Raw genomic sequence first — 26,623 nt, forward strand, 5'->3', positions numbered from 1 at the left:
TGAGGGACTGTTTTTTTCGAAGGTGAGTAAAAGCAGAACTTGCAGAAAAACTAACGGTTAAACCTATCCCGAACCTGAGTTGAAATGTTGCTAGAATTCTAAGGAATGTCTCCGGCATCCCTTGGAATCATTCATTTCAGTCGCTGGGTTCGGGTCTTTTCTATTCTCAGAAAGTGATTGCTATACTGTTGTGTTGTTACGGCTTCTTAAAGATGACACGATAACATTTGCTAATGAGGTATATACCAGTTATAATAAATCCATTATAAAACTCAGGGAGAGTGCAAATGGTGTCAGATAACTTACCAGTATATATTCAGATTCACGACCAGATTAAAAATAAAATCGAAAGCGGATTCTGGAACATCGGTGATCGATTGCCTTCTGAACGGGATTTATCCGTACAGTTTGGTGTCAGCCGCATGACTTTACGTCAAGCCATTCAGACGTTAGCTGATGAAGGGATTTTGGAACGTAAAATCGGTTCAGGAACCTACGTTGCTCGCCAAAAGGTTCAGGAAAAAATGTCCGGAACCACCAGTTTTACCGATATCATGCTTTCACAAGGGCGAGTGCCTTCCAGCAAAGTGGTGTCGTATTTTTATACGGCTCCTAGCTCTTCGGAAATGGAAAAACTCCAACTCCAGGAAAATGAACAGATTTTGCGAATGGAGCGGGTTCGGTATGCCGATGATGTTCCCATTTGTTTTGAAGTAGCCAGTATCCCGGAAAGCTTGATTAAAGATTTCAGTAAAGGCGAAGTGACTTCTTCTTTGTATAAGACCTTGGAAGACAAAGGCGGCCATAAGATTGGTGGTGCCAACCAGACAATTTCAGCGATGTTAGCCGCTGAACAAATTGCTGAGTACCTGCAAATCAAACGAGGAGATGCCATTTTGCGCATGCGTCAAGTTTCTTTCTTTGAAGACGGGCAGCCCTTTGAATATGTGCGGACCCAATATGTCGGCAATCGCTTCGAATTTTATTTGGAAAAATAGCCGCCATTTGAAATGAGGAAATTACCTGTATCATGGTGGAATCTGGTGTAGTAGCCAGAGAAATGAATTTTGCTAATAACTGCAAGACAAAAGAGAAAATGTGACATAAGTAATTTCCAAGTGCTAAACAGCAGATATTTAACCAAAAATAATAAAAAATATACGGATGAGGTAATTTGTGACCCTCTTGATGTCTTAGTTCGAAGAGAGAATATGACCAACCATGTAAATCAAGGAAAGTCTGTATTTGAAATTTTTAGCAATGAAAAGCCGACGATCTTCCAACGTTTTTAATGGAAGATCGTCGGCTTTTGGGGTCTCACGTTTGGTATTGTTCACTTCACGGAACGGTGACTTAACTATTGTCACAGCCCTGTTTAATCTTCTAAAAAGAGCTCTTCCTTCGCAGTTTCTAAAGGAAGCTCCTGGTAGCTGGTAGGGCCGACGTCAATCGTTACTTGTCCGCTTAATAAGTCGATTACTGCGGCTTCAAAAAGGGCTGTCTTATCCTCGTCAATTAGACAGACAACCGTCACTTTTTCGGCAAAGGATGTGTCTTTTGTGAACCAGTCATTGTCAAGAAAGTTTTGGAGTTTGCCTAATAAGCTATAGTCAATCGTCAAGCGAAGCTCCTGTTGCAGTTTACCGATAACTAGGCCAATGTCTTTTAAACCTTGGGACACCGCATGGGAATATGCGCGAATCAATCCACCGGCTCCCAGTTTAGTTCCACCAAAATAGCGGGTGACCACAACGCAGACATTGACTAGCTGATTTTTTTTCAAAACTTCCAACATGGGGATGCCGGCAGTTCCGCTGGGTTCTCCGTCATCAGAAGAACGCTGAATCTCACTGTTGTCACCGATGAGATAGGCACTGCAGTTGTGATTAGCTTTCCAGTGCTCCTTCTTCAATCCGGCGATAAACGCTTTGGCTTCCTCTTCAGAATAGACCCGTTTCAAACTAGTAATAAAGCGAGATTTTTTGATCTCAATTTCGGATTGACCGTCACCACGGATTGTTTGATAAGTATCACGCATCACTTTCACCTCTGACCAACTTGTGTATTCTTCAATTTAGTATAGGAAAAAGCAGCTGGCAATGCAAACCCTGATTGGAATGCTTGTCAACTTTTTGAAAAACAGTGATAATGGATGTAAAGACTTACCAATTGGGCAGTTGTTGGTTTTGAGGAAGGGGAATTATATGACATCCCGCAAGAAAAAATACGATATCATCACACATTATTTAAAAACAAATGGTGGATCGCAAGTTACCCTGACCTTTACCCAATTTGATGAATTGTTATTTCCAGCTACCGGCTTGCCAAAAACGGCGCGAACGCAGACTGATTGGTGGGCTAATGACTACAATCATCCGGAAAAAGGCGCTTACGCCTGGCTTAATGCGGGATATGAAGTAGTTCATATCAATTTGGAGAAAGAATACGCCGTTTTTAACAAACTTCTTAAGAGCAGTTGGCTGTTTTAATCTCGAGTTGGCGGCTTTTTTTGCTGTTACTTGTGAAAACGCCTTGATTTGGTGGGCTTTGTACCAATTAAGATAAATCCGGCTGAATAACTGCCGATTTTGCCAGGCTTACAAAACGTTAGAACGTTGACAAATATAACAGAAAAACTATAATGAGTAATAGGAATGTAAGTGCATTCCTACAAAATCGAAGGGGCGATGATCATGGCTAAAAAAACCATTATGTTAGTATGTTCTGCCGGAATGAGTACCAGCTTGCTGGTAACAAAAATGCAAAAGGCAGCTGAAGCACAAGGAGTAGATGCTGATATCTTTGCAGTTTCCGCATCCGATGCCGATAACAACTTGGAAGCTAAACCGGTAGACGTTTTACTTTTAGGCCCACAAGTTCGTTTTATGAAAGGCGACTTTGAAAAACGTTTGGCAGGCAAAGATATTCCTTTGGATATCATCAATATGGCCGACTACGGGATGATGAATGGCGAAAACGTGTTGAAACAAGCACTGACACTCATCGACAAATAATCAATGCAAGCTTTTCCGACGAATTTGTCGGATTAAAAGCGGTCTTCCTCTTTGGAAGGCCGTTTTTTCTTTTATAAAAGACAAGTCATCTTATTTTTTTGCGTACCTATTTGTGAGGTGGGGGATGAAAAATGGTGATATATGGCAAACAAGAAGTGTATAAAATAGGCGTGATGATTCAAGCTGCTGCGGATGAGACTGTGCGATATAGAGAGGCTGTGAAGATAACTAAAGGCCAACTCTACTGCAATCGCTGTGGTAGCCATTTTTCTTTACGGGAAGTTCGGCTGCCTGCAGGAAGTTATTATTGCCCGGGGTGTGTGCTATATGGTCGTTTGACTGATCAAGACCAGCTGGTTTCGATTCATCGAAAAAAGGAGGCGGAAGTTCTTCAGACAAAGCCTCAAATCCACTGTCGATGGTTAGGGGAATTAACCAGACAACAAAGCAGACTGGCAGAAGAACTGATTCGCTGTGTGGATAGCCGGGAAAATGTGTTGTTGTGGGCTGTTACCGGTGCCGGCAAGACAGAGATGTTGTACCCTCTAATCGAGAATGCACTTAATGAAGGCAAGCAGATTGCCATCGCGAGTCCCCGCATCGATGTTTGCCGCGAGCTTTATCCTAGACTTGTGGCAGCTTTTCCTGACGTTGCTATTTTGTTGCGCTATGGAAAAGCCTTAGAGCAATGGCAGGAGTTTGATTTGCTCGTTTGTACGACCCACCAATTATTGCATTTCTATCAGGCTTTTGATCTGTTGGTAGTGGATGAAAGTGATGCCTTTCCTTATGAAGGCGATCCGCTTTTGGCATTTGGGACGACCCAAGCGCTAAAACCGATGGGCGTACGGGTTTGTTTGACAGCGACACCTACGAAGAACCTTTTACAGAAAGCAAAAAGTGAGAACTGGCAAGTTTTGCATCTACCCCAGCGTTACCATCGCCGACCTTTAGTAGTGCCGGAATTATTCTTTTTAGAGGATTGGCGAAATTTTGCCAAATATCCCTTGCGATTAGCGCGGGTTCTGAGAATTTGTGAACAGCTACTCAAAGAAAACCAAGTATTGTTCTTTTGCCCAGATATCGCATTTATGAAGGACATTACAAAAGTTTTGCAAGAAAAGTTGCCGCAAAAAAAGATCACTTTTGTTTCTGCCCAGGATCCGCTGCGGGAAGAAAAGATTTTGCAGCTGCGTAACAAGCAGTGGGATATCCTTTTGTGTACGACAATCTTGGAACGAGGTGTAACTTTTGAAAGGGTTTCGGTAGTTGTGATGGGAGCTGAACACGAGGTCTTTAATAAGTCCGTGTTGGTGCAAATCGCTGGCCGAGTGGATCGTAAAGGAACACAACGAAATGGCCGTGTGCTTTTCTTTTTTCAAGAACAGACACTAGCGATCAGAAAAGCCATAAAGGAAATCATTCAAATGAACCAATTGGCAAAAAAAGAGGCGAAAAGATGATCTGCGGCTATTGTCAAAAAGCGGTGATTCGCAATTTGACGGTCAAAGAGCTTCTTTTTCCTTGGCGACTTTCAGACTTTGAACTCTGCAAGGACTGTAGTGGACTTTTTTCTCGGATTGATCCGGCTGCAAATTGTTTGTATTGCAGCAAGTCGGGAGTGACAGGTACTTGTCCGGATTGTCAATGGTGGCAAGCACAACGACCGGCCCATTTGTTGCATCATCACGCATTATTTCAATATGATGAAGGATTCTCCGAATGGTTGAGTCGTTATAAGTTTTCTGGGGACTTTCGTTTGCGGCATACCTTCAATCAGCAAGTAAAAAAGCATTTACAAGCTTATCATGGTTATCTAATCTGTCCGATTCCACTGTCAGAAGAGCGGTTTTTTGAGCGGGGGTTCAATCAGACCAGTGCGTTTTTACAAGCTGCCGGTATCCAAACGACTGAATTGCTGGTGCGCAGTCGCCACAGCGCGCCACAATCAAAAAAGAATCGGCAAGAGCGTTTGCAAATGCCGCAGCCCTATGAAGTTTTGCCAACCATCAAGCACATCACGAAACGCAAAATCCTGTTGGTGGATGATGTCTATACTACTGGTCGAACGATCCGTCATGGAGCCGAACTTTTATGGGCGTATGAACCAGCTGAGGTTCGCAGCTTTTCACTGGCTCGCTGAGGCAGAAGAGTAGTTAAGAATATACTGAAATTGGTAGCGTTTAAGTTTGCAAAACAGTGAGAGTCCGCTATAATAAAAGTAAGAAGAGGGAGCGAGAGTGGTCCTCGTTCTTTCTTTAGTGGTAGATGAAAGGGGCAATTGTTATGTTTAGATACAATGTACGCGGAGAAAATATCGAGGTTACAGATGCTATTCGTGATTACGTGGAAAAGAAAGTTGGAAAATTGGAACGCTACTTTAATGACGTGCCAAATGCAACTGCTCATGTGAATCTGAAAGTATATACCGAAAAAACTGCGAAAGTGGAAGTAACTATCCCACTACCATATCTGGTATTGCGCGCTGAAGAAACATCACCGGATCTGTATGCCAGCATCGACTTGGTGGTCGACAAGTTGGAACGCCAGATCCGCAAGTTCAAAACTAAAATCAATCGGAAATCCCGTGAAACCGGTGTTCCCAATAGCGATGCACAAGTTTTGTTCAACAATGAACCGACTGAAGAAGAAAATGGCACCGATTTGGATATCGTGCGGACTAAACGTTTGTCCTTGAAACCAATGGACAGCGAAGAAGCGGTGCTGCAAATGAATATGTTGGGTCACAATTTCTTCATCTTTGAAGATGCTGAAACTAACGGAACAAGCATCGTTTATCGTCGCAAAGACGGCAAATATGGCTTGATTGAAACTGACTGATCCTAACAGTACCGCGGGGGCGCACAGCGTCCCCGTTTTTTGCGTTTTGAACAGCCATATCGGGGGACAGTGGAGGCTTTCTTCGTTGTCAAAGAAACTGTGAAATGATGGTGGAGTCCTCAGAGTTTTAAGAATTTGTACTTTAGAGCTTCCAAGCTTGTTCTAACTGTTTCATTTGTAGAAAAGTAATGATAAAATAGTCTGGAGAGTTTCTGCATTGAAACAATTTGACTTAAAGGAGAATCATCACTACATGGCCAATTTCCTACGTAAGATTATTGAAAATGATAAAAAAGAATTGAAGCGCTTAGACGCTATCGCCAATAAAGTCGAAAGCTATGCCGATCAAATGGCTGCTTTAACAGACGAACAACTGCGCGACAAAGCAGACGAGTTTCGGGGGCAACTGAAAAGTGGTAAAACATTGGATGACATCTTGCCAGAAGCTTTTGCTGTCGTTCGTGAAGGTGCCCGTCGTGTCCTAGGTTTATATCCTTACCACGTACAAATCATGGGTGGTATCGTATTGCATGATGGGAATATTTCCGAAATGCGTACCGGTGAAGGGAAAACCTTGACAGCAACGATGCCGGTTTATTTGAATGCATTGAGTGGCGAAGGCGTTCACGTGGTGACTGTCAACGAATACTTGGCAACTCGTGACTCAACGGAAATGGGTGAACTGTACAGCTTCTTAGGTTTGACAGTTGGATTGAATACTAATGCCATGTCCGCAGAAGAAAAACGTGAGGCTTACGCTTGTGACATCACTTATAGCACCAATAACGAATTGGGCTTTGACTACTTGCGAGACAACATGGTAGTTTATCGCAACCAAATGGTGCAACGGCCGTTGAACTTTGCCTTGGTGGATGAAGTTGACTCCATCTTGGTGGATGAAGCTCGGACCCCGTTGATCATTTCTGGTCAAGCAGAAAAATCCACCGCCCTTTATACCCGTACGGATAATTTTGTGAAACGTCTGAAAAATGAAGAAGACTACAAGATTGATATTCAATCTAAGACTATCGGATTGACCGAAGCTGGGATTGAAAAAGCTGAAGAAACATTTGGTTTGAATAACTTGTACGACATCGAAAATACCGCCTTGACTCACCACATGGATCAAGCATTGCGGGCCAACTTTATCATGCTGCGAGACATTGATTACGTGGTGACAGAGGGTAAAGTCATGATTGTTGACCAATTTACCGGGCGAATCATGGACGGACGTCGTTACTCAGATGGTCTGCACCAAGCAATCGAGGCCAAAGAAGGCGTTGAGATTGAAGACGAAACCAAAACGATGGCTACTATCACTTTCCAGAACTACTTCCGGATGTACAAAAAATTAGCAGGGATGACCGGTACGGCCAAAACTGAAGAAGAAGAGTTCCGTGAAATCTACAACATGCAAGTCATTCAGATTCCAACCAACCGTCCAGTGATTCGTGATGACCGCTCAGATTTGTTATACCCATCTTTAGACAGCAAGTTTAAAGCAGTCGTTCAAGACATCAAGGATCGTCATCGCAAGGGCCAGCCGGTTTTGGTAGGTACCGTGGCAGTGGAAACTTCTGAATTACTCTCTAATTTGTTGGATAAAGAACAAGTGCCTCATGAAGTGTTAAACGCAAAAAATCACTTTAAAGAAGCCGAAATCATTTTGAATGCTGGACAAAAAGGTGCAGTAACCATCGCCACCAATATGGCCGGTCGTGGTACCGATATCAAATTAGGTTTAGGAGTGGCTGAGTTGGGTGGCTTGGCAGTCATTGGTACTGAACGCCATGAATCTCGTCGTATTGATAACCAGTTGCGGGGACGTTCTGGTCGTCAAGGTGATCCAGGGGTTTCCCAATTTTATCTGTCCTTAGAAGATGACTTGATGAAACGGTTTGGTTCTGATCGCATCAAATCCTTCATGGAAAGGTTGAATGTGGCTGAAGAAGATCAAGTAATCCAGTCCAAAATGATCACCAAACAAGTCGAAGGTGCTCAAAAACGCGTGGAAGGCAACAACTATGACACTCGTAAAAACGTCTTGCAATACGATGATGTGATGCGTGAACAGCGGGAAGTTATGTATGGTCAGCGCCAAGAAGTCATCATGGAAGAAAAAGATCTGAATCGCACGCTGATGAACATGGTGAAACGCACAATTGAGCGGGCCGTGGATGCTCATACGCAGCTGGAACAGCCCGAATGGAATTTAGAAGCAATCGTGGACTTTGCCGGTAATACGTTGGTCCATGAAGATACCATCACAGTAAAAGATCTGAAAGACAAAGATGCACAACAGATTAAAGATGAACTTTACAGTCGTGCAGAAGAAATCTTCAATCAGAAAAAAGAACAGTTGAATTCTCCAGAACAGCTGCTGGAATTTGAAAAAGTTGTGATCTTGCGAGTGGTTGACTCCAAATGGACCGACCATATCGACGAGATGGACCAATTGCGTCAATCCATTGGTTTGCGTTCTTATGGTCAAAACAATCCATTGGTTGAATATCAGACAGAAGGCTACAACATGTTTGAAAACATGATTGGTGCCATCGAATTTGAAGTAACCCGTCTGTTTATGAAAGCTGAGATCCGTCAAAACGTTCAACGGGAACAAGTAGCACAAGGCCAACCGGAACAGCCAGAAGAAGAACAGACGCAAAAACAAGCCCCAGTTCATGTGGAAAAGGTTGGTCGAAACGATCCATGTCCTTGCGGCAGCGGCAAGAAGTATAAAAATTGTCACGGCAAAGGCTTGTAAGTTCGTCACCTTTTGACAAATTTCGCCAAAGCTGTCACAATAATCGAAGGATGTAGACAGGCTGGTGCTTTTACCAGCCTGTTTTAATGAAAAAATCTCAAGTGCGATTACTTTTTTCGAAGAATCGTTGGGGCAATGGGAGAATAATCAGTTTAGAATAATGAGTTAATAAAGAGGAGCGATCAAGATGGAATTAGCAGAAATCCGCAACACCCTTGACGAAATGCAAACCAAAATCACAAGCTTTAGGGGGTCTCTTTGACTTAGATCAGTTGGAAGAAGACATTGCTGAAGCAGAGCACAAGATGGCTGAACCGGGCTTTTGGGACGATACGGAAGCTGCCCAAGTAGTCATCAACGAAAACAATGCCAACAAAGAGGCTTACGACTCTTTCCAGCATTTGGCCGGAGAAGTCGAGGAGCTGGTCATGATGGAAGAAATGATTACTGAAGAGCCCGACGAGGAGATGCAGCAAGAGCTGGAGGAACGTCTGGGACAAGTTGCCGAACAGATGAATACTTATGAGCTGTCGATGCTGTTAGACGAGCCTTATGATCATAACAATGCCATCGTTGAATTGCATCCAGGAGCCGGCGGGACCGAGTCTCAAGACTGGGGCAGCATGCTGTTGCGTATGTATACCAGATGGGCTGATCAACATGGCTATCAGGTGGAAACGCTGGATTATCAAGCGGGAGACGAAGCCGGTATTAAGAGCGTGACCTTGTTGATTAAAGGGTACAATGCCTATGGCTATCTAAAATCGGAAAAAGGGGTCCATCGTTTGGTTCGTATCTCGCCTTTTGACTCGGCAAAACGTCGCCATACCTCTTTTTGCTCTTGCGATGTGATGCCGGAATTGGATGCCAATATTGATATCGAAGTTAACCCAGATGATATCCGTGTAGACGTCTTTCGGGCTAGCGGGGCTGGAGGACAGCACATCAATAAAACCTCCTCCGCCGTCCGAATCACCCATATTCCTACCGGGATCGTAGTTGCCAGCCAAGCACAGCGTTCTCAATTTCAAAATAGAGATACAGCGATGGGAATGTTGAAAGCTAAGCTGTATCAATTGGAGATTGAAAAACAAGAACAAGAGGCAGCCGCCCTGCGAGGGGAACAGTTAGAAATTGGTTGGGGTTCCCAGATTCGTTCCTATGTGTTCCATCCTTATTCAATGGTGAAGGATCATCGGACGAATTTTGAAACTGGGAATGTGCAAGCAGTCATGGATGGGGAACTGGATGGTTTCATCGATGCCTATCTGAAGTTGAAACTCAATCGGGAATAAATACAAGAGTGATCATCGGATAAAATGGCAGTTGCCGTTTCTTTCGATGATCTTTTGCAAAGTGCCATGCATTAAATAAGGCTATTTGCTATCTTCTGAGGAAATAATTCGTGAGAAGGAGGATTTCAAATGCCGCTTTCCACTGGTTTTTTTGCTGTATGCCAATAATTGACACATAAATGTAACCTAATGAAAGAAAGTTGCAATATTCATGTGCTATACTACGTGAGTATTGAAATCTATCAAGATGGAGAGATAGCCATGATTGAAATGAAGGATGTAATGAAAAAGTACTCCAACGGTACAACTGCCATCCGTAATATCACCATCAACATCGATCAAGGTGAATTCGTGTACGTGGTAGGTCCTTCTGGGGCTGGTAAGTCCACTTTTATCAAGTTGATGTATCGAGAAGAAAAAACAACAAAAGGCACATTGAACGTTGCCGGACACGATTTGGTGGGAATCAAGAATCGTGAAATCCCACTGATGCGTCGTGAAATCGGCGTTGTCTTTCAAGATTATAAGCTGTTGCCGAAAAAAACAGTTTATGAAAACGTAGCTTATGCAATGCAAGTCATTGGACGTAAACCCCGTGAAATAAAAAAACGAGTTATGGAAGTATTGGATCTGGTGGGACTAAAGCATAAGGTTCGGGTGTTTCCAAGTGAACTTTCCGGTGGGGAACAACAGCGGGTATCAATTGCCCGGGCAATCGTGAATACGCCGAAAGTTTTAATCTGTGATGAACCAACAGGGAACCTTGACCCGGAAAATTCGTGGGAAATTATGAAGCTCTTGGATCGTATCAACGCCCAAGGCACGACAATCGTGATGGCAACACACAATTCGACCATCGTAAACACGATTCGTCACCGAGTGATTGCCATTGAAAATGGTCGAATCATTCGAGACCAAGCGGAAGGGGAATACGGATACGATGATTAGAACTTTTTTCCGTCATTTACTTGAGAGTATCAAGAGCCTGAAGCGTAACGGGTGGATGACAGTTGCCTCAGTCAGTGCCGTGGCTATTACTTTATCCTTGGTGGGGATCTTTATGGCGGTTATTATGAATGCCACCAAGTTAGCTGAGGATATCGAAAGCAACGTTGATGTCTCAGTCTTTATCGAGTACGGGACGAAAAAGCCCGAAATCGAAAAATTAGAAACCGAGCTAAAGCAGCTGAGCAATGTAAAAGATGTTAAATTCTCGAGCGCAGATGCTGAGCTGAACAAAATTAAAAAGACAATGGGTCCGGAATGGGATTTGTTTGATGAAGACAGCAACCCGCTATATGATGTTTTCATTGTGAGCACTACTGAACCGAAGTTGACGAAAAACGTCGCAGAGGATGCTGGAAAATTGGCCAATGTGTACAAGGCAGATTACGGTGGTTTGGAGTCTGAAAAAATCTTTAAGATTGCTGACTTAGTGAAAACTTGGGGACTGGCTGCGGCAGCGTTACTGCTGTTTGTCGCGATGTTCTTGATTTCCAACACGATCCGAATCACGATTATTTCTCGACAACGAGAAATCCAGATTATGCGCTTGGTAGGGGCCAAAAATGGTTATATCCGTTGGCCTTTCTTCCTTGAAGGCGGTTGGATTGGACTGATTGGTGCGATTATTCCTGTCTTGTTGGTAGTCTTCGGTTATGGCAAGGTTTACCAAATTATGAACCCGATTTTGCTGCGTTCAAATTACAGTATGGTAACGCCAGATGCATTGGGGTGGAAAATTTCTCTAATGATGGTACTGGTTGGTTTCTTGATCGGTTCTCTGGGATCTGTTCTATCCATGCGCCGTTTCTTAAAAATCTGATTGTAAAAAGCGATTCGATCGTTCGGATCGCTTTTTTGTTATGTCCGCATCAACTGGAGTCAGCTTGACTCAAAATTCCGGCTAAAGTTGCAATCTGAAAGCTGGAAACAATGGATGGATAAAACTGTAGGCCTGCAGCTTTACAAGCTGCTATTGTTCCGCTATCCTGAAAGAAAAGTGTTCAAGTTGGAGAAAAAGAATGCAGCTTATTACCGAAAATATTTTTACAATCATTGTCATTGCTAATATTTTATTATCTGTTGTAATCGTTTTCCGGGAGCGGCGGCAGACAGCCCAGACTTGGGCTTGGCTATTGGTATTGATGTTCATCCCTATTCTGGGTTTTGTTCTCTACATCTTTTTTGGTCGCGGGATATCAAAAGATAAAATTTTTGATTTGAAAATGCAAAGCAAGCTGGGGATGAATGTAGAGATTGAAGAGCAGCGACAAGCGCTGCAGCGAGATCTGTTTCCTCATCCGCCAACAGCTCAAGTGGACGTCCGGCAGCTGGTCTACATGCTGACCGTTTTTGAGCGCTCATTGTATACCACGACTAATGATGTCAAGCTATATACGGATGGGCGGGAAAAATTTGATGCCCTCATCGCAGATATTGAACAGGCCCAAAATCATATCCATATGCAATATTACATCTATCGCAGCGATTCATTGGGGATAGAAGTCAGAAATGCACTGGTGCGAGCAGCCAAAAGAGGGGTGGCGGTGCGAGTTTTATTGGATGCTTGGGGATCGACGCAAGTTTCCTTGAACTTTTTTGATGAATTGAAGCAAGCCGGGGGTGAGGTGGCGCTGTTTTTCCCACTGTTTGTTCCTTATATCAACCCGCGCATCAATTATCGTAACCACCGCAAGATCGTTGTTATCGATGGTTGTATCGGCTATACCGGCGGCTTTAACGTGGGGGATGAATATTTGGGGTTGGTGAAAAAATTCGGCTATTGGCGGGACAATCATCTGCGAATTAAAGGAGAAGCCATTTATTCTCTACAAAATCGCTTTTTGATGGATTGGAATTCACAGCATACGGATGAAGTGCATTATGCAAAAGAATTTTTTCCTGAGATTGCAGATCAAGGAAAAGTTTCCTTGCAAGTTGTTACCAGTGGCCCAGATTCAGAATTTGAGCAGATCAAAATGACTTATTTGAAGATGATCAGCATGGCAAAAAGTGAGATTTTAATCCAAACCCCTTACTATATTCCTGACGAATCAATCCATGAAGCGTTGAAATTGGCCTTGCTTTCAGGTGTTTCTGTGCAATTACAGATCCCCAATAAGCCAGATCACCCCTTTGTTTATTGGGCAACCTATTCTTTTGCTGCGGAATTACTGGAATATGGGGCGGTGGTGGAGACCTACGAGAAGGGTTTTATGCACGCCAAAACAATGATTGTTGACAACGGTATCGTGTCCGTCGGTTCGGCAAATATTGATGTCCGCTCTTTCAGATTGGACTTTGAGGTGAATTGCATTTTGTATGATGAGCAGATGGCACAAACGGTGCGGGACGCCTTTTTCCAAGATAGTCGAGATTCGAAACCGATGACTATGACAAGTTATCAAAATCGAGGACTGATAATCAAAATCAAAGAAGGGTTAGCTCGGCTGATTTCGCCATTACTTTAAAAAAAGACGATCATAAGCATTGAAGGATGCTCTGATCGTCTTTGTTTCTATGTATTACCGAAAAGAGGAACCGGGGTAGGTCCTCTTTTCGAAATCAGCGGGGACTATGGGGGAGTCACTGCTGATTGAAAACGTCTAGAACAACGGGAGTAAAAGGGTTTTCTCGTTTGGGGAAGCAAGAAAATACGTTCGTTCTTTTTAGGGACGTTTTTCAATGGACAGTATAGCATATCCCAAGAAAGCAGCCTAGTCTTTTTTTAGAGACGTTGTAAAAATAATACCGGCTACAAGATGGATTTGAGATTTTCAATAATCACTGGTAATGTTAAAATAGATTTATTTGCAGCAACCCTGTTCTTTTTAAAAGAGGGTGCTGGGAAAAATGAAATTATGAGAAATCCTTTACGGTAAGTATGCAGCCTGTTACAATAATGAACAGTTTTAAAAACGGTAATGCTGAATGAGTTGAAGCATAAAAAGGAGATTGCTGAATTATGAAAAAACGAATTTTTCTTACGCTGGCTTTAGGTGCTTGCGTACTTTTGACGGGATGTGCCAAATGGATTGATCGCGGAGAATCCATTACGGCAGTAGGATCTTCGGCGCTACAGCCTTTGGTAGAAACTGTAGCAGAGGAATACCAGAACAAATTCCCAGGCAAATTCATCAATGTCCAAGGGGGCGGAAGTGGGACTGGCTTGAGTCAAGTACAGTCTGGGGCTGTTGAAATCGGCAATTCCGATTTATTTGCTGAAGAAAAAAGTGGGATTGACGCTTCTAAGTTAGTTGATCATAAGGTAGCGACTGTTGGAATTACGCCAATCGTCAATAAAAAAGTTGGTGTAACGGATCTAAAGATGACGCAATTGCGGGATATTTTTTTGGGTGAAATCAAGAATTGGAAAGAAGTAGGCGGCGCAGATCAGGAGATTGTCATCTTGAACCGAGCAGCTGGCTCTGGGACTCGGGGAACTTTCGAAAAATGGGTATTGGAAGGAAAAACTGCCATCCGTGCTCAAGAGCAAGATTCCAGTGGGATGGTTCGTCAAATCGTCGCAGACACACCGGGAGCAATCAGTTATGTTGCTTTTTCCTATGTTTCAAAAGATGTCGCAACGTTGAAAGTTGATGGTGTGGAGCCGACAGATGAAAATGTCACCACCAATGATTGGAAGATTTGGGCTTACGAGCATATGTATACAAAGGGAAAACCTGATGCATTGACGCAAGATTTTTTGGATTATATCTTGTCTGCTGAGGTACAAGAAGAAATCGTAGGCAAGTTGGGTTATATTCCGGTCTCCAAGATGAAGGTAGAACGAGACTGGCAAGGCAATCTGATCAACTAGTAGGGATTTTTCAAGGAGCACTGTGAAGACATTGTGATTTTTCGGTCTTTTGACTCTACAAGCTGCCCTTATTTTTGGATCTTTACACAAAATTTACAATAAGTTTATCCAAAATTGATGTTGGTCACCTAAAATAAAACAGTATTCTGTGCAGGAAGACAACACCTGCTTCTCGCTTGTGTAGCGATGGAGTACGGCGGTTGTTTTTTTGTTGAGAGCGGAAAAAATCATGTTGGTAACCGAAATAGCCTTTCAATCGCGTTGTGCTTGTAGTCCAAATGCCAAAAGGCGCCCAGGGATAGGTCGAAAAGGACAAGCCGGCAGCAACATGGTATTCTGAATTTGACGTAAACTGTTCCAAATCTCAATATCAATGAGCTCAAACCGAGTGTTCAGGAGGAATCATTTTGGAAGAAGATGTTAAAAAAGCGTTGACCACTAAGTCCAAACGGGCACGGATGGAGCAACGGGGAAAGTTCATCAGTTTTCTGTGTATCGCATTGATCGTAGTGGTAGTTGTTTCAATCTTCTATTTTGTTGCCAGCAAGGGATTGGCAACATTCTTCAAAGATAAGATTAGTGTCATGAATTTTTTGTTTGGCACGGATTGGAATCCCAGTCAGCTGGGTCCTGATGGGAAGCCACAAGTTGGTGCACTCCCGATGATTGCCGGCTCATTTATTGTAACTTTCTTATCGGCAATCGTAGCTACCCCCTTTGCAATTGGAGCGGCGGTCTTTATGGTAGAAATCTCGCCAAAACAAGGACAAAAAATTCTCCAGCCGGTTATTGAGCTGTTGGTGGGGATTCCTTCAGTCGTCTATGGTTTTATCGGTTTGTCGGTGATTGTTCCGGCAGTTCGTTCCGTTTTTGGCGGCACCGGTTTTGGTATTCTTGCGGGGACCTTTGTGTTGTTCGTTATGATTTTACCAACGGTGACGACCATGACGGTTGATGCCCTAAAGTCTGTTCCTCGGCATTATCGAGAAGCTTCATTAGCATTGGGAGCCACTCGTTGGCAGACAATTTACAAGGTCGTTTTGCGGGCAGCGGTACCGGGGATTTTAACTGCCGTGGTTTTCGGCATGGCGCGCGCGTTCGGTGAAGCTTTGGCTATCCAGATGGTCATCGGTAATGCTGCTTTGATGCCAACTTCTCTGGTAACACCAGCATCTACGTTAACTTCGATTTTGACCATGGGAATCGGGAACACCATCATGGGAACAGCAGAAAATAATGTGTTGTGGTCGCTGGCATTAATTCTTTTGTTGATGTCATTAATCTTTAATATTATTATCCGTTTGATTGGGAAGAAAGGGGCCTTTAGCAAATGAATGCAAAACGCTCAGACAAGATTGCAACCGGAGTTTTGTACGGCATTTCAGCAACGATTGTTTTGATCTTGGCGGCTTTACTGCTATACATCTTAGCTCGGGGCTTGCCACACATTTCATGGGAATTTTTGACACAGCCTTCCAGAGCCTATCAAGAAGGCGGCGGGATCGGAATCCAGCTGTTCAACTCCTTTTACTTGTTGTTTATCACGATGTTAATCAGTTTTCCAATCTCTTTAGGCGCAGGCATCTATCTTTCGGAATATGCCAAAAAGAACTGGGTGACAGATATCATCCGAACCTCGATTGAAATTTTGAGTTCCTTGCCTTCAGTGGTTGTGGGGTTGTTTGGTTTTCTGGTTTTTGTTATCCAGTTTGGCTACGGTTTTTCCATTATTTCTGGTGCGTTGGCATTGACCTTTTTCAACTTGCCGCTTTTGACCCGGAATGTCGAAGAATCCTTACAGGCTGTTCATTACACCCAACGTGAGGCGGGCTTAGCTCTGGGACTTTCTCGGTGGGAGACGGTTTTACGAATCGTAGTTCCAGAAGCGACACCAGGAATTTTGACAGGTGTCATTTTGAGTTCGGGTCGGATATTCGGGGAAGCGGCGGCATTGATCTACACAGCTGGTCAAAGTGCGCCCGCCTTGGATTTCACGAATTGGAACCCGTTGAGCGTATCCAGCCCTATCAGCATCTTCCGGCAGGCAGAAACATTGGCTGTGCATATCTGGAAGATCAATACTGAAGGTACGATGCCTGACGGCGCAGCGGTTTCTGCCGGTGCTTCGGCAGTGTTGATCATCGCTGTCTTGTTGTTCAACTTCGGCGCCCGAGCTGTCGGTAAGCGTCTGTACAAGAAAATGACTTCCGCATAAGATTGGAGCAAACTCATGAGCTACGATATCAATGAACGCAATATTATCACTTTTGGTAAACCCGATGATGTTGCTTTGCATACTGAAGATTTGAAGGTCTGGTATGGTGAAAATGAAGCAATCCACGGGGTTGATTTACAATTTGAAAAAAATTGCATCACCGCTTTAATTGGACCATCGGGATCCGGTAAGTCCACCTACCTTCGTTCACTTAATCGCATGAATGACGGGATCTCAGGAACGAAAGTCACTGGCTCAATTATGTACAAAGGCGTAGATGTGAATCGATCCGATATCGATGTCTACGAGATGCGGAAACGAATTGGAATGGTCTTTCAACGACCTAATCCTTTCAGTAAATCTATTTATGAAAACATTACCTTTGCTTTAAAACGACACGGTGAAAAAGACAAACACAAGCTAGACGAAATTGTAGAGACCAGCTTGAAGCAAGCAGCACTGTGGGATCAGGTGAAAGACAGCCTGAATAAAAGTGCGTTAGCCTTATCCGGTGGACAACAGCAACGCCTGTGCATTGCCCGGGCGATTGCGATGAAACCAGACATCTTATTGCTGGATGAACCTGCGTCGGCACTAGATCCGATTTCTACCGGGACAGTTGAGGAAACACTGGTAAATCTAAAAGAAAACTACACGATCATCATCGTGACCCACAATATGCAACAGGCGGCTCGAATCAGTGATTATACTGCCTTTTTCTATTTAGGTCATGCGTTGGAATATGATGAAACCCGTAAAATCTTTACCCGACCGAAGATTAAAGCCACTGAAGATTATGTCTCAGGGCATTTCGGCTAAGAGCAAAGGCTACGGCGGCCGGTGGCTGTTTGTTTCCGGTGGCTTGCCTTTTCAGGAGGAAAACTATGTCTGAACAGTTGATATCATCACAGGACTTGCATCTGTATTATGGAAAAAAAGAAGCGTTAAAGGGTATTACCATGGGTTTCAACCGTAATGAAATCACCGCTATGATTGGTCCTTCCGGTTGCGGGAAATCGACTTATCTGCGAACGTTGAATCGAATGAATGACTTGATTCCCGGAGTGACTGTCACCGGCAATGTGCAATACAAAGGCCAGGACATTTATAGTCCTCGACAAGACATTGTCGAGTTGCGCAAGGAAATCGGCATGGTCTTTCAACAGCCAAATCCCTTTCCATTTTCCATTTACGAAAACGTCATCTATGGGTTAAAATTAAAAGGTGAAAAAGACAAAGGAAAGCTAGATCAAGTGGTGGAAGAAAGCCTGAAAGCCGCCTCTGTTTGGGAAGATGTTAAAGACAAGCTTCATTCAAGTGCCCTTTCTTTATCCGGGGGACAGCAACAGCGGGTGTGTATTGCACGGGTATTGGCGGTGGATCCAGATATCATTTTGCTGGATGAGCCTACCAGTGCGCTGGATCCCATCTCTTCAGGGAAAATCGAAAACACGCTTTTCCAATTGAAAGAACGGTATACGATGATTATCGTGACTCACAACATGTCACAAGCTTCCCGGATTTCTGACCGAACAGCCTTCTTTCTGGACGGCAATTTGATTGAATTTGATAACACCAAAAAGATTTTCTTGGATCCTAGTAAAAAAGAAACTGAAGATTATATCTCCGGACGCTTCGGCTGATATCAGCGGTTTTTCGTGAGACGAAAGTGAGGAAAGTACAATATGTTGCGGACACAATTTGAAGAAGAATTATTGAATCTCCACAATCAGTTTTACGAGATGGGGATGATGGTGAGTAATGCGGTCCATAAATCGGTAAGAGCTTATATCAAGCACGACAAGGAGCTTGCCGCTGAAGTTATCGCAAACGATGTTCAAATCAATGATATGGAGGTCAAGCTGGAGAAAAAGAGCTTTGAGATGATTGCTTTGCAGCAACCAGTGACAACAGACTTGCGTATGATTATCACAGTTATGAAAGCCAGCTCCGATTTGGAACGGATGGCCGACCATGCGGTATCTATCGCTAAATCAACGATCAGAGTCAAAGGGGAAACACGAATCCCAGATATCGAAAAACAAATTTCAGATATGTCTGACTACGTGAAAAAAATGGTAGACAATGTCTTAGTGGCTTATGTGAAGACCAACGAAGAAGACGCACGTCTGATTGCCGATATGGACCAGCGAATCAATGATTTCTATAGCCAAATCTACTATAAAGCAATCGACGCCATGAAAGAAAACCCTGAGACCGTCATCAGCGGAACTGACTACTTGTCAGTAGCTCAGTACTTGGAGCGTATCGGGGATTACGTGACTAATATCTGCGAATGGATCGTTTACTTGGCTACCGGTAAGATCACAGAACTAAATTCCAATCATGACGAAGAATTTTAATCAAAGAAGCGGCCTCAATCCTTTACTTTTGGGATTGAGGCCGTTTTTGTCTTAGTTTAATTTAAGTAAGGTAAGGTAGTCAGCGACTCTGCTTTTTTAAAAAGATAATCAGGAAAATCATCGAAACAAAGAGTCCCAAGAGCCGTAAGAATAAAAGCCACGGAGAATCAAAGTGACGATGGTTGAGGACTTGATAAATAAAGAAAAACACGATAAGTGACAATCCGGCTAATGTGATCCGGTCTTTGCTCCAACGCACAAAAAATAGGGCGATTGAAAAAAATAAGACAACCGGTATCCAAAAGAGCAATCCGCTGATTTTTTCCATAACATCTACTCATTTCAATAAAGGTAAGGTTATTATTGACTAATGCGATTGGAAATAGTTATTAATGAGTGATTTTTAATCGTAATTTGAAGAAATTTATTTTTAGCGGCAAAAAGAGTAAGAGGACGCATGAAACCGGAAGCAATCATTTCTACATCGATAGTTGGGAAAAAGTTCGGTCTTTAGTCCTATGACAAAGGGAAGCATTCTTGGCATAATAGCAATGTAAGGTAATGACAGATACCTGCAAATATGAAACACTCAAGGAGGCTCCTAAGCCATGAATGAAAGAGAACGTGTACTGGACTTAGTGAAAAAAGGTGTGCTTTCAACAGAGGAAGCCTTAGATCTGCTGGAAAGCATGGCCAAGGAAAAAGACGAAAAGCAAATCAAAAAAGCAAACGATGAAGTGACAGCCGAAAAACAGGAAACGGCTGAAACATTACTGGAAGATCCTGAAGAAAAAGATTTCGCTCAAACACTCCAAGAAAAAGAAGACGAAGATCGTAAGCAGTTGGAATCAATCTTGGATGACCTGGCTACAGAAGCTAATCAAGCCTCAGCCGAACTGGACGAGTTGAATGTGGAAATCGCGGGACTGAATACCCAAAAAGAAGAAATTCAAGGGCAACTGATGGAATTGAACACGAAAGAAGAATTAGGTATTCTTTCGGAAGAAGAACTAACTGAACGGCGAGAGTTAGAAGGGGAACTGCAAGCATTGGAAGCAGCTGCTGATGACCTCGAAGTTGAAAAATCAGAGTTGGAAAACCGTTTGAAAGGTCTGAAAAAAGATCAATGGTCCCAAATGAAAGATGATTTTCGTAATAAGTTTAGTGATGAATGGAAAGATCAAGCAACTGAAGCTTTCAGCCAGGCCGGCGAAAAAATGGCAGAAGCTGGTAGTCAGTTGGGGCGCTTCTTCAAGCAAACCATCAATTCTGTTTCGCAATCGTTTAATGACAACGTGGAATGGAAAGATATCAGCATCCGCGTACCAGGCGTTGCCAATACTAAATTTGACCATACATTCGAGTTTCCTGCCTCAGAAGCGACAATTCTTGATGTCAAAGCCGCTAACGGAAACGTGACTTTCGATTTTTGGGAAGAAGATCATGTGAAAGTAGACGCGAAAATTACGTTGTATGGGAAGATGGATGCGGCGACACCAATTGATGCCTTCAATGATCGCAGCAAGATTGAAGTTGATGACGATCATATTCTTTTCCATGTGCCTAACAAACGAGTGCGTGCTGATTTGAGCTTCTATTTGCCAAAACGGATGTATGATCATGTGTCAGTCAAACTTTTGAATGGCAATATCCTCGTCAAGGATTTGGAAGCGAAGGATGTCTACACCCAGTCAACTAACGGCAATATTGATTTTGAAAAGATCAGTGCAACTATGCTGGAGGTTGCCGGTGTCAATGGCAATATCAAGATCGCTGATGGCGAAATCATGGACACAATCATCGAAAACGTCAACGGCGGAATTACAGTACAGGCGACCCCACAAACTATCGGCGCCTCACTGGTCAACGGAGATATTAAATTGACCTTTAAGGAGCGTGGCTTGAAAAAAGTGGACGCCAGTTCGGTGAATGGCAATGTGAAAGTTGCGTTACCGGCTGATCTGGGAGTTGAAGGCGTGGCTAAGACTAATCTGGGTAAGATTAATTCCCGAATGAGTGAAGTCGAGATTGTACGGGAAAAAAGAGAAAAACTGAACCAATTGCTGCAGTTCCGTCGCGTAGCGGAAGATAGCTTGGCACAATTGGACCTATCTACAACTACTGGTAATATCTTATTGAAAGATACAGATAAATAAATTTCAGACGTTTTTGTTTCCTACAGTTAAAGTAGGAAACAAAAACGAAAAAAATCTGAGGTGAAATCCTCTGGAAAATACGGTAAAATTGAAGGGATAGAGGTGAAAGAATATGAGAAGAAAATTGACTAAATCTACCGACAATGTTGTGTTTACTGGTACCTTGGGTGGTATCGCTGAATTTTTGGGTATTGATGCAACGATCATCCGTGTGATCTACGTCTTCTTGTCTTTGGTGACGGTGGCGTTTCCCGGCATCACGTTGTACATCATCTTGGCGTTGATCATCCCTTCTGGCCGTAATCATACTACTGGCGGAAATGGCCGCAATCCTTATTACCAAAACCGTAATACCCAAACGAACCGGGACTACAAACAGTTTAAGCAAGGACCGCAAAAACGTAAAGAAGCTGAAAAGATCGACGATGACGACTGGAGTGATTTCTAATGACTTATTTCCAGCGTCTGTTGGTCAATACACTGACTTTTATCGGTCTAACGGTGCTCTTCCCCAACATGGTGCATGTTTCAAGTCTTTTGACAGCTCTTTTGGCAGCTCTGATTCTGTCGTTTCTTAACGGCTTTTTAAGACCCATTCTCTTGGTGTTGTCTCTGCCTTTGACCTTGTTGTCTTTGGGCTTGTTCACTTTTGTGATCAATGCTGGGATGCTGGTGATCACTTCAAACTTGGTGGGAGCCAACCATTTCGGGTTTTCATCCTTTGGATCGGCAATCTTGGTGGCAGTGATTATGTCTGTTGTCAATTTGATCGTAACAGAGCATGCCTTACAAAAATACACCGATGAATAATCGATAAATCAAACGAGATGGTGACTCTCATTTTGCCACCATCCTCAAAAGCGAAGGCTGCTAAAGGTGTGTTATAAGTAAAAAAAGAAGCAACTTCCAATGTGGGAAGTTGCTTCTTTTTTTGTTGAAAGGCTCGCTCTCTTAGTATCATTCAGAAATGATTGAAATCACGCTTTTCGTTTTTCGGCTGCGATTCTTGGAATAAGCAGCAGAAAAAATTTTTCCAGAAATCCGCAGGTAGGAGCAGCTGAATAAAAAACATGTTACAATATATACAAGTCCTACATAAGTTGTAATTTTGATGTCTTGAGGCTGAGATAGATTTTACACACGATGTTTTATTTTGATGCTTTATAGTCGAAAATAGGGTGATTTTGGATGCGCTATCAATCGCAGCGCAAAATTATGATGTTTAGGGATATCAATAACGCAATCTTAGATAAAGCGGTCAAAGACAGGACAATCATTAGTCGATTAGGAAGTGAAGTGGATGGAAACATTGTTGGAAGGCGTGATTGGCATGGGGCAAGAACCCGGTCGAATTATCATGATGCTGATTGGCGGCCTGCTGATGTATTTAGGTATCAAAAAGGAATACGAACCGACGCTTTTAGTGCCAATGGGGCTGGGAACGATCTTGGTAAATTTTCCAAATTCCGGCGTATTGACAGCCGGAGGAGAGCCGGGCCCTTTTCAAGTGCTGTTTGACATGGGAATCAAAACCGAGCTTTTCCCGTTGCTATTGTTTATTGGGATTGGAGCGATGATCGATTTTGGACCATTATTGCAAAATCCTTTTATGCTGATGTTCGGTGCTGCCGCTCAGTTTGGGATTTTCTTTACGGTAATCATGGCAGTTTTGTTAGGCTTTGACATGAATGACGCAGCGTCAATCGGAATTATCGGCGCAGCAGACGGCCCAACTTCGATTTTTGTAGCCAATACTTTAAACTCCAAATATATGGGGGCAATTATGGTAGCGGCGTATTCTTACATGTCGTTGGTACCAATCATTCAGCCTATCGCAATCAAAGCAGTCACTACTAAACAAGAACGCCGAATCCGCATGAATTATCGCGCGGGAGAAGTCTCAAAAACGGCTAAGATTCTATTTCCTGTGGTAATCTGTATCGTGGCGGGGTTGATTGCGCCGGTTTCTTTGCCATTGGTAGGTTTTTTGATGTTCGGGAATCTTTTGCGGGAATGTGGTGTCTTGGATCGACTGTCGATTACAGCACAAAATGAACTGGTGAACATCGTCAGCATCTTGTTAGGTCTTTCCATTTCGGTGAGTATGCACTATGAAGAATTCTTGAAATTAGACACGCTGATGGTAATTTTCCTAGGGTTGATTGCTTTTATCATGGATACAGTGGGCGGTGTTCTTTTTGCGAAGTTTTTAAATCTGTTCCGCAAAGAAAAAATCAATCCGATGATTGGTGCCGCAGGGATTTCGGCATTTCCGATGTCCAGTCGCGTAATCCAAAAGATGGCTACAGAAGAAGACCCGCAAAACTTTATTTTGATGCATGCAGCCGGCGCCAATGTCTCTGGACAGATTGCCTCGGTGATTGCAGGCGGCTTGTTGTTAGCACTGTTGACTTGATGAAAGGGTGAAAGACCATGTCTGTGAATATGGAGGATCTGAAGCAGTCATTTGAACTGTTAGTATTGGGCTGGGGTGGCGTGTTTTTGGTGTTGTTCATCATTTACCTAGCCTCGAAAGCACTGAGTAAATTGTTCCCTGTAAAAAAAGCCAAACAATAAAGGGAATGTGGCATCAGTAATTTCCAATTGCTAAATAGCGGATGTTTAGCCACAATTAATAAAAAGTAGACGGATGGAAAAAAATCGTGACAACCTTTATGTCTTAGTCCGAAGAGAGAGAACATGACCATGTGTGTCAAGAGCAGTGAATGAGGCTGACTTCCCTTGATAAAATCAGAGAAAGCCTACATTTGAAATTTTTAGCAATGAAAAGCCGACGATCTTCCAGTAATTTTAATGGAAGATCGTCGGCTTTTGGGTTCTCACGTTTGGTCCTGTTGGCTTCAGCGGACGGTGACTCAACTATTGTCGCAGCCCCAGCCTTCTTATCGTTGTTTTGCCAGTGCTTTCAATTGTGTCCATTCATCTTTTGAGACTGTCTGTTGATCATAGCGAGCTTTTTCGTAAAGGCGGGCTAACTGATAAGCATAGTCAACTGGAAGCGGCAGAAGAGCCAAGAGTTGACGAGGGGTAGCATCTTTATGAAACTGTTTCCCCACTTCTTGTTTAAATAGGCGACGGACCCGCTGGTTGTAATCTCCTCGAGGTAAAAAAGGCGACGGACGTTTGGTCTTTTTTTTATCTAGCAGGATAAAGTCAGCTTCAGCAGGAGGATCTTCTTCTTGTATCACGGGCTGTTTCATCTTTAGGTAACGCAACATCCGATAGAGGGTAAACAATAAAATAAGAACCACAGCAATCAGTAAAATTAGTTTCATGCCAGTTTCCAAAAATGCCCAAACCTGCAGAAGCAATTGATTGGGTTTGTGTCCGGCAGCCAATTGATCGGTGTCAAATCCTCCTGGTTGTGGCTGAAAGACTTGCCCACTGTTAGAAGCGGCTGTTTGTTCAGGGGGTGTCACTTCTTTTTGACGAGACACAAACGTACCAAAAGGCTGTAGCCAGGCCATAAGACCCAAAAGCAATGACCCTAGTGTTGTGACTGTAGTTACCAAAAGACGTAGTTGCTGCCGACTGATCAGTAAAAAGCTGCCTTGGGAAGTGCCATCCAGTGCTTTGCTTAAATCTAAAGCCGCAGCGGTTTCTTTAAGATAGGCTTGCAGTAATAAAATCACCAGAATGACTACAACCATCAACAAAGCAAGTAAGCGCTGCTGGGTGCTGTTTTGAAAATAGCCTATCGTGTAAAGGGCAAGAGGGCAAAATACCATCAGCCGCGAGTAAGACTCTTGCGGGATGCTCCCTAAAACGCCTATCAAAATCAGGAAACCTGCCAATGAAATTGAAAAACCCGACAATGACCAGATACCAGAAAACAAGAGCAAAAGCGCAAACAGTTGATAGACAGGCGGCCATTTTCGCTGTAGTCGGTTGATCAGCGGCACCCCCAAGAGACTCCCAAGGACAATCATCAGGGACCACTGAAGTGTCAGCGGTGATTTCATGACAGCCAGCCAGACGATCCAAAACAATTCTAAAACCAAAAGGCTGCGAAAGAGCATGTCCAAACCACTTTTCACGCGTTTGATGGCTGTCATTGAATCACCCACTCTCTGATTATTAGTCGGCCGTCCTGCTGAAGGTTTTGCGGCAATCGTGTGGCGATAACCACCGTTGCTGCTTCTCCGCCAGTTGCTTGTAGCAAAGCTGCTTTTGTGTTGTCCCAAGCAGCATCAGAAGTGAAAATATAGCAGCTTTTATTTGATGCCACGTTGTCTTGCAGATGGTCTGTTGTCGCTGCGGTCTGCTTTAGTACCAACTGACTAGCAGATTGTAAAATGGCAGCACGAGAGAGGAGGGTATCATTGAAAAGCAGCTGGCCTTCTTTGTCACGACCGTTGGAGCGACAGCGGGTCAAGTAGCCCAGCTTTTGGCACTCTGTAGCAATGGTGGTAAATAACGAAATTGTGGCTTCTGCCAAGGGATCATTTTTCCAATCAGAGCTTTCCGGTAGGTCCAAAATCAGCGTAACTTCCTGATTGGCGGTAGGATCATATTCTCGAATCATCCATTGATTCATTTGGGCGCTTTTCTTATGATCCAGTTGTTTGATCGGATCGCCGGTACAGTATTCTCGAATTCCACGAAAACTCAAAGGATCTGGCAATAGACCTTGTTGTGCGAGTTGTTCGCCTAATGATTGTTGAAAAATTTGGAAAACCTCTTGTGTAGAAACTTGTTTGGGAAACACGATAATCTCTTTGTTTAGCGGATATTTTTGCGTGACTGCTTCTGGGAATAACAGGCTGCGACAGTGGAGCTCAATTTCTGACAGGTGGTAGACCCCGCGCTTGGTTCCCCGGATGCGAAAAACTTTCTCAGAACGGGACCAACTGGCCAACGAAAAGACTTGAAAGAGGTCATTTACCGGTTTTTCTTTCGCAGCAGTCACTAGATAAAAGCTGTCTACAAATGGAATCAGTAAACGCAGAAAAGGCAGTCCGAATGCTTTTTCATTGTATACAATCTGGCGAATCGTGAAGGTTTCACCGGGGAAAACCCGGGCCTGCTTCATCTCAACGGCAACCGACAGCCCTTTTTGCCAATTGGCCAGCCAATAGTGCCGCAATCCGAAGAGTAGCAAAAGCAGCAGGAGCGAAAAGAAGAGAATCATG

The 26,623-nt window shown here is 43.4% G+C and carries 25 protein-coding genes; 22 read left to right on the forward strand and 3 right to left on the reverse strand.

Annotation, left to right across the window (positions count from 1 at the left end; translation table 11 throughout):
- Positions 1-290 precede the first annotated feature (290 nt).
- Positions 291-998, forward strand: coding sequence for a GntR family transcriptional regulator (locus ACOMA8_RS09595; RefSeq protein ID WP_161899874.1), 708 nt, complete (start codon positions 291-293; stop codon positions 996-998).
- A gap of 377 nt (positions 999-1,375) precedes the next feature.
- Here the strand turns inward: ACOMA8_RS09595 and ACOMA8_RS09600 are convergent, their stop codons facing one another.
- Positions 1,376-2,038 carry a YigZ family protein gene (locus ACOMA8_RS09600; RefSeq protein WP_421370310.1) on the reverse strand — a complete coding sequence of 221 codons (663 nt, stop codon included), beginning with the start codon at positions 2,036-2,038 and terminating at the stop codon, positions 1,376-1,378.
- Positions 2,039-2,204: 166 nt separating this feature from the next.
- Here ACOMA8_RS09600 and ACOMA8_RS09605 point away from each other — a divergent pair, with 166 nt between their 5' ends.
- The 21 genes from ACOMA8_RS09605 to ACOMA8_RS09705 all read left to right on the forward strand — a co-directional run bounded on the left by ACOMA8_RS09605 (position 2,205) and on the right by ACOMA8_RS09705 (position 24,047).
- On the forward strand, positions 2,205-2,489 hold the full coding sequence (locus ACOMA8_RS09605; protein ID WP_161899875.1) for a DUF7662 domain-containing protein: 285 nt from the start codon (positions 2,205-2,207) through the stop codon (positions 2,487-2,489).
- 204 nt (positions 2,490-2,693) lie between these two features.
- Positions 2,694-3,014, forward strand: a complete 321-nt coding sequence (locus ACOMA8_RS09610; RefSeq protein ID WP_161899451.1) for a PTS sugar transporter subunit IIB — start codon at positions 2,694-2,696, stop codon at positions 3,012-3,014.
- A gap of 131 nt (positions 3,015-3,145) precedes the next feature.
- The gene (locus tag ACOMA8_RS09615; RefSeq protein WP_421370313.1) at positions 3,146-4,477 is read left to right on the forward strand and encodes a DEAD/DEAH box helicase; all 1,332 of its coding nucleotides are present in this window, start codon (positions 3,146-3,148) and stop codon (positions 4,475-4,477) included.
- Entirely contained in the window at positions 4,474-5,157 is a 684-nt protein-coding gene (locus ACOMA8_RS09620; RefSeq protein WP_161899453.1) for a ComF family protein, read from the forward strand. The genes ACOMA8_RS09615 and ACOMA8_RS09620 overlap by 4 nt, the downstream gene beginning before the upstream one ends.
- 143 nt (positions 5,158-5,300) lie before the next feature.
- A complete protein-coding gene (hpf, locus tag ACOMA8_RS09625) occupies positions 5,301-5,855 on the forward strand; it encodes a ribosome hibernation-promoting factor, HPF/YfiA family (protein WP_161899454.1) in 555 nt (184 codons plus the stop codon).
- A 253-nt stretch (positions 5,856-6,108) separates the two neighbouring features.
- Positions 6,109-8,619 carry a preprotein translocase subunit SecA gene (gene secA, locus ACOMA8_RS09630; RefSeq protein ID WP_421370316.1) on the forward strand — a complete coding sequence of 837 codons (2,511 nt, stop codon included), beginning with the start codon at positions 6,109-6,111 and terminating at the stop codon, positions 8,617-8,619.
- A 187-nt stretch (positions 8,620-8,806) separates the two neighbouring features.
- Positions 8,807-9,914, forward strand: a protein-coding gene (gene prfB, locus ACOMA8_RS09635) for a peptide chain release factor 2 (protein WP_161899456.1) whose coding sequence is annotated in 2 segments (ribosomal slippage) — positions 8,807-8,878 and positions 8,880-9,914 — 1,107 coding nt in all. Because the reading frame shifts where the segments join, the coding sequence is not laid out codon by codon here.
- A gap of 261 nt (positions 9,915-10,175) precedes the next feature.
- The gene (gene ftsE / locus ACOMA8_RS09640; protein WP_161899457.1) at positions 10,176-10,862 is read left to right on the forward strand and encodes a cell division ATP-binding protein FtsE; all 687 of its coding nucleotides are present in this window, start codon (positions 10,176-10,178) and stop codon (positions 10,860-10,862) included.
- Positions 10,855-11,739: a permease-like cell division protein FtsX gene (ftsX, locus tag ACOMA8_RS09645; protein ID WP_161899458.1), complete on the forward strand. Its 885-nt coding sequence runs from the start codon at positions 10,855-10,857 to the stop codon at positions 11,737-11,739. Before ftsE ends, ftsX begins: the two co-directional genes overlap by 8 nt.
- 199 nt (positions 11,740-11,938) lie before the next feature.
- Entirely contained in the window at positions 11,939-13,387 is a 1,449-nt protein-coding gene (gene cls / locus ACOMA8_RS09650; protein ID WP_161899459.1) for a cardiolipin synthase, read from the forward strand.
- A 494-nt stretch (positions 13,388-13,881) separates the two neighbouring features.
- Positions 13,882-14,736: a phosphate ABC transporter substrate-binding protein PstS gene (locus ACOMA8_RS09655; RefSeq protein WP_161899460.1), complete on the forward strand. Its 855-nt coding sequence runs from the start codon at positions 13,882-13,884 to the stop codon at positions 14,734-14,736.
- A 458-nt stretch (positions 14,737-15,194) separates the two neighbouring features.
- Complete coding sequence (pstC, locus tag ACOMA8_RS09660) at positions 15,195-16,070, forward strand: phosphate ABC transporter permease subunit PstC (RefSeq protein ID WP_161899876.1); 876 nt, start codon at positions 15,195-15,197, stop codon at positions 16,068-16,070.
- On the forward strand, positions 16,067-16,951 hold the full coding sequence (pstA, locus tag ACOMA8_RS09665; RefSeq protein ID WP_161899461.1) for a phosphate ABC transporter permease PstA: 885 nt from the start codon (positions 16,067-16,069) through the stop codon (positions 16,949-16,951). The genes pstC and pstA overlap by 4 nt, the downstream gene beginning before the upstream one ends.
- A gap of 15 nt (positions 16,952-16,966) precedes the next feature.
- Positions 16,967-17,770, forward strand: coding sequence for a phosphate ABC transporter ATP-binding protein PstB (gene pstB / locus ACOMA8_RS09670; protein WP_421370320.1), 804 nt, complete (start codon positions 16,967-16,969; stop codon positions 17,768-17,770).
- 65 nt (positions 17,771-17,835) lie between these two features.
- Positions 17,836-18,594 (forward strand): phosphate ABC transporter ATP-binding protein PstB, encoded by a 759-nt coding sequence (gene pstB / locus ACOMA8_RS09675; protein WP_421370322.1) that lies wholly within the window; start codon positions 17,836-17,838, stop codon positions 18,592-18,594.
- Positions 18,595-18,636: 42 nt separating this feature from the next.
- Positions 18,637-19,314 carry a phosphate signaling complex protein PhoU gene (gene phoU, locus ACOMA8_RS09680; protein WP_161899464.1) on the forward strand — a complete coding sequence of 226 codons (678 nt, stop codon included), beginning with the start codon at positions 18,637-18,639 and terminating at the stop codon, positions 19,312-19,314.
- Positions 19,315-19,922: 608 nt separating this feature from the next.
- Positions 19,923-21,470 (forward strand): daptomycin-sensing surface protein LiaX, encoded by a 1,548-nt coding sequence (liaX, locus tag ACOMA8_RS09685; protein ID WP_421370324.1) that lies wholly within the window; start codon positions 19,923-19,925, stop codon positions 21,468-21,470.
- 112 nt (positions 21,471-21,582) lie between these two features.
- Positions 21,583-21,918, forward strand: a complete 336-nt coding sequence (locus ACOMA8_RS09690; RefSeq protein WP_161899466.1) for a PspC domain-containing protein — start codon at positions 21,583-21,585, stop codon at positions 21,916-21,918.
- Positions 21,918-22,280 carry a phage holin family protein gene (locus tag ACOMA8_RS09695; RefSeq protein ID WP_161899467.1) on the forward strand — a complete coding sequence of 121 codons (363 nt, stop codon included), beginning with the start codon at positions 21,918-21,920 and terminating at the stop codon, positions 22,278-22,280. Before ACOMA8_RS09690 ends, ACOMA8_RS09695 begins: the two co-directional genes overlap by 1 nt.
- Before the next feature lie 490 nt (positions 22,281-22,770).
- Entirely contained in the window at positions 22,771-23,886 is a 1,116-nt protein-coding gene (locus ACOMA8_RS09700) for a sodium ion-translocating decarboxylase subunit beta (protein WP_161899468.1), read from the forward strand.
- Positions 23,887-23,903: 17 nt separating this feature from the next.
- A complete protein-coding gene (locus ACOMA8_RS09705; protein ID WP_202622181.1) occupies positions 23,904-24,047 on the forward strand; it encodes an OadG family protein in 144 nt (47 codons plus the stop codon).
- A gap of 326 nt (positions 24,048-24,373) precedes the next feature.
- Here ACOMA8_RS09705 and ACOMA8_RS09710 read toward each other — a convergent pair whose 3' ends face one another.
- Positions 24,374-25,546, reverse strand: coding sequence for a DUF4129 domain-containing protein (locus tag ACOMA8_RS09710; RefSeq protein WP_421370327.1), 1,173 nt, complete (start codon positions 25,544-25,546; stop codon positions 24,374-24,376).
- The gene (locus ACOMA8_RS09715) at positions 25,543-26,622 is read right to left on the reverse strand and encodes a DUF58 domain-containing protein (RefSeq protein WP_421370329.1); all 1,080 of its coding nucleotides are present in this window, start codon (positions 26,620-26,622) and stop codon (positions 25,543-25,545) included. Before ACOMA8_RS09715 ends, ACOMA8_RS09710 begins: the two co-directional genes overlap by 4 nt.
- Position 26,623: the final 1 nt, after the last annotated feature.

The organism is Enterococcus infantis, assembly GCF_049166715.1.
Taxonomy (GTDB): domain Bacteria; phylum Bacillota; class Bacilli; order Lactobacillales; family Enterococcaceae; genus Enterococcus_C; species Enterococcus_C leclercqii.